Origin of the sequence: uncultured Gimesia sp., from assembly GCF_937910335.1 — a bacterium.
GTDB lineage: Bacteria > Planctomycetota > Planctomycetia > Planctomycetales > Planctomycetaceae > Gimesia.
Genome location: NZ_CALEMX010000496.1, coordinates 1 through 3,513, shown reverse-complemented (window position 1 = coordinate 3,513; position 3,513 = coordinate 1). Strand labels below are relative to the sequence as shown.

General features: G+C 46.5%; 3 protein-coding genes. 2 read left to right on the top strand and 1 reads right to left on the bottom strand.

Annotation, left to right across the window (positions count from 1 at the left end):
* Positions 1-1,395, top strand: a 1,395-nt coding sequence (locus tag Q0668_RS20395) for a sigma-54-dependent Fis family transcriptional regulator (protein WP_298868024.1), incomplete at its 5' end; no start/stop codon positions are given.
* 51 nt (positions 1,396-1,446) lie between these two features.
* On the opposite strand, the gene Q0668_RS20390 is transcribed toward Q0668_RS20395, so the two are convergent.
* Positions 1,447-2,019, bottom strand: a complete 573-nt coding sequence (locus Q0668_RS20390; RefSeq protein ID WP_298868023.1) for a VOC family protein — start codon at positions 2,017-2,019, stop codon at positions 1,447-1,449.
* 320 nt (positions 2,020-2,339) lie between these two features.
* Between Q0668_RS20390 and Q0668_RS20385 the strand changes: the two genes are divergently transcribed.
* The gene (locus tag Q0668_RS20385; protein ID WP_298868022.1) at positions 2,340-3,269 is read left to right on the top strand and encodes a translocation protein TolB; all 930 of its coding nucleotides are present in this window, start codon (positions 2,340-2,342) and stop codon (positions 3,267-3,269) included.
* The last annotated feature ends 244 nt before the right edge of the window (positions 3,270-3,513 follow it).

The window sequence follows — 3,513 nt, the reverse complement described above, 5'->3', positions numbered from 1 at the left end:
ATGTGTAACAATCTGGAAGACTGTTATGTGGTTTGTCGTGAGCATTCTGTTGATTCCATTCTGGTTGACCTGCGGTTTCTCATCTCTGGTGGTCATCAGGAAGATCAACTTCTGGAATTGATTCAGAAAACCGTTCCTGATGCAGAAATCATCATGCTGTCGGAAGCAGAATGTCCCGAGGTTCTGGAACGACGGGCGACATGCCATAATATTTTGCTCATCAAGGGCTTTGACAGTGAAGCGGAATTACTACTGGAAATTGATTCCTGCCTGAATCCGGAAGAAGAAGTCGTAGCGACGAAAGCACTCGCGATGACAGCCAGTTATGCAGCCACTCCAGAAAAAAAGACGCACTCGCATCATTCTTCTTCAATGAGCGTCAGTCATGAAATACAAAAACCGACTGAACTATCGGGAATCGCCCGCAGCTTCGAAACCAATTCACATGAGATGAAAATCATGCTGAATGAACTGGAAATTGCCGCACAACACGATGTTACGGTATTATTGATTGGGGAAACGGGATCTGGAAAAACGTACCTCTCCCGATTAGTTCACGATGTCTCTCCTCGCCGCGATGAACCGTTTTTGAATGTTGCCTGTGGAGCCTTGCCGAACGATCTGATCGAAAGTGAACTCTTTGGCCACGTCCGCGGTGCTTTTACCAGTGCCCATGCGGACAAAGATGGTAAATTCCTGGCGGCAGGCAAGGGAACAGTTCTACTGGACGAAATTGATGTCTTAGGTCCGGAGCAACAGGTAAAACTGTTACGCGTGATCGAAACAGGTGAATTTGAACCGGTTGGCTCAAATAAGACGTATGTAAATCAGGCACGCCTGGTCGTAGCAAGTAATATGGATCTGCAACCGCTGGTTGAACAAGGGAAATTTCGACCAGACCTTTACTATCGTTTGAATATGTTGAAATTCGATGTACTTCCCTTACGACGACGTAAAGCCGACATTATTACTCTGGCACATGATTTCGTCCGATCGATGTCAAAGAAGCATAAAATTTTCATCGAAACGATTGACGATGAATTTATGGAAGCCCTACATACCTACCCCTGGCCCGGCAATGTACGTGAGCTGGAAAATGTGATCCGACGCGCCGTCATTTATTGCCGCGAAGGAGTGTTACGCAAAGAAAACCTGCCCTCTCATATTCTCATGGGACAAATTGGGCCGACGAATGATCCTTCTGTCATCATCAACCAGAAACAAAATGACTCGGAACGGTTAGGAGATCAGGTCGCGGTCACGGAAAAAGATCTGATCGAACAGGCACTCTTCAAAAATAATTACAGCCGCACTAATACAGCAAAAACGTTAGGAATCAGTCGCGTTACACTGTATAACAAAATGAAGAAGTATGGCATGAACACAAAAAAATGATGACACCCTAAAGAGCATCATCATTTATTAATTGTGTTCTGTATGACAAACCTATTTCTTGGGACCCACCAGTTCAATCAGATTCCCATCGGGATCTCGCAGGAGCGTTAGATATATCCCCTGGGGAAATCCTTTCGGCAACGCGATGGGACCTTTGGCGATCGGTTCCACGCCATAGGCTTTGGCTCGCGCCAATGCTGCAGTGGTGTCTTTCACATAAATCGTCAAATAGCTGACGCCTAAAGAAGAGTGGATGAAGGAATTATCCACCTTCTTACCGGGGGCCTCTTTAAACTGCATCAGCTTCACATTGGTAGCAGTGCCCTCGTCTTCCAGCACCATCGGATACACTTTGAACGCCAGATTATCCGAAAGACCGGAGTCAGCACCCATTGCGGGAGTCACTTCAAACGGATCACGTTCTTTTAATCCCAGTGCGTTCTTATAAAAATTGCGCGACTTCTCAAGATCGCTGACGACAATCCCAAAATCGACCGTCGATTTTGCAAATTCAGCTTCCGGAACAGTTTTGCTGTTGGAGGCCCACACTGCCAATCCACTCACGGCCAGCACAATAAAGGTCGTACAGATTAGCTCGCGATTGACAAAACTGGAATTCTTCATCGAGTTGCTCCTGAATGGAAAAACGAAAAGGCAAACTTCGTCTACAGGAAGGCCTTATACATATCAAACTACTTTGATCAGTTTCAGACCTCAAGGCGATCTGACCTGTTTATCCAAAACTATTTAAAATCACGACTTACTTAGGTATTTGATATTGTAATCTTCGCGAGACTACTACATCAGCCCTCGCACATATGACAGGGACTTCGCGATCGACACAACCGATATCAGTTTTTCCTTTCAACTCAATTTCCTAAATGTTATAACAATGTTACAAGACGGAACCGAAATTCATTTCATATCGAGGAAGAGGGTTTGCCATGCGACAAGTCGTGCTAACTGGTTTGTATTGTGTGACCTGTTTTATTTTTTTCAATGCACAGAGCACCCTGCTCGTCGCAGACGAAAAACCAAAAGTCAAGCGCACCCGGTTTTACATCGCTTCTCCGGAAGGAGAAAACCCCAAGGTCTTTTTTGTAGCGGAAAATTACTTCAACACCGGTTCCCCTGCCTTCTCGCCTGACGGCACGAAACTAGCCTTCGATGGTTGGAAATCACAAGAGGGTGAGAGTTTCTCGAATGTACAGATTATGGTCGTCGATGCGGATGGTACTGACTTTAAAGTTCTAGGGCCGGGCGCTATGCCCAGCTGGTCGCCAGGAGGAAATCGCATCGCATTTTCTCAGTCTTCCCCCTACGGCGTCGTTATCATGAACGCCGATGGCTCCAATCACAAAATGATCGAAGCCGGCGGTTGGGGCGCGCAATGGTCGCCGGATGGCAGGAAAATTGCGTATACCGTTCGCGACGGAAGAAAAGCCAATTTCCGGATTTACGATTTGATTGAAGAGACGAAAACAGACGTTTTCCCGGAAGGCGAAAGCCCCTACTCCTCCATCTACTGGAATTCAACCTGGTCCCCCGACAGTAACTGGCTCTGTTTCCTGGGACGAAATGCAGAAGACAAAACTTTTGAAGTCGCCACAGTAAATGTGGCTGGCATGAAAGAAGGACTTAAGGTGCATTACAAAAGCAAAGCCTCTACCTATCAAGATATGGCCTGGCATCCCCAGGGAGACATGATCGTCTTTGGCTCTGACACTCAGCCGCGAAAACTTCTCAAATTCAATCCTGCAGATGACAAAGCGCCCGAGCCACTAAAGATCACAGTCGATGGAAACATCAACGGCGACATCAGCTTCACCCCCGACGGTCAACATCTACTATTTAATGCCCGAGACAAAAAATAGCCGGTTGCCATAGTTCAGTCGGATTACAGCAGTAAAGGAAGCCGCTCCCTTCCCTCTTTTTGTTTCGTCTATTGTGATTAAAAATGCTCTGAGGTGGCACCCGGACTCCCAACGGTCCATATCTGCTGTTTAACGTGTCAGACGAGGAGGACTAGGTAGTGTTTATTTAATCGTTTTGAGGATCATTCTCAGGAATGTCACCTTTAACGAAATCGGTATTAACCGCGGCTAATGCCTTGCGGCT

What these genes read in the sequence shown, in the direction of transcription:
- Q0668_RS20385 (WP_298868022.1), top strand. Translation starts at nt 2,340, where the DNA reads ATGCGACAAGTCGTGCTAACTGGTTTGTATTGTGTGACCTGTTTTATT.
- Q0668_RS20390 (WP_298868023.1), bottom strand. Translation starts at nt 2,019, where the DNA reads ATGAAGAATTCCAGTTTTGTCAATCGCGAGCTAATCTGTACGACCTTT.